Source organism: uncultured Aquimarina sp. (assembly GCF_947492965.1).
GTDB lineage: Bacteria > Bacteroidota > Bacteroidia > Flavobacteriales > Flavobacteriaceae > Aquimarina.
In genome coordinates, this window is sequence record NZ_CANLOZ010000034.1 from 1 (window position 1) to 626 (window position 626).

At 55.3% G+C, this 626-nt stretch carries 1 protein-coding gene; it reads left to right on the forward strand.

What is annotated here, in order from left to right:
* On the forward strand, positions 1–626 hold a 626-nt coding region (locus Q1B37_RS24200), incomplete at both ends, for a hypothetical protein (protein WP_299903351.1).

The window sequence follows — 626 nt, forward strand, 5'->3', positions numbered from 1 at the left end:
GGAGCTACTGGTCAGACAGGAGCTACAGGACAAACGGGTGCTACGGGACAAACTGGAGCTACAGGACAAACAGGTGCTACTGGTCAAACAGGAGCTACTGGTCAGACAGGAGCCACGGGACAAACGGGAGCCACAGGACAAACTGGAGCAACAGGTCAAACAGGTGCTACAGGACAAACTGGAGCTACTGGTCAGACAGGTGCAACGGGTCAAACGGGAGCCACAGGACAAACAGGTGCTACAGGTCAGACAGGTGCTACTGGACAAACGGGTGCTACTGGACAAACAGGAGCCACTGGTCAAACAGGTGCAACGGGTCAAACGGGAGCTACGGGACAAACAGGAGCTACAGGACAAACAGGAGCCACTGGTCAAACAGGTGCAACGGGTCAAACGGGTGCTACGGGACAAACAGGAGCTACAGGACAAACGGGTGCTACAGGACAAACAGGAGCCACTGGACAAACAGGTGCCACAGGACAAACTGGAGCTACTGGTCAAACAGGTGCCACGGGACAAACAGGTGCAACAGGACAAACAGGAGCTACCGGTCAAACGGGAGCTACTGGACAAACGGGTGCTACTGGTCAGACAGGAGCAACGGGACAAACTGGAGCTACTGGTCA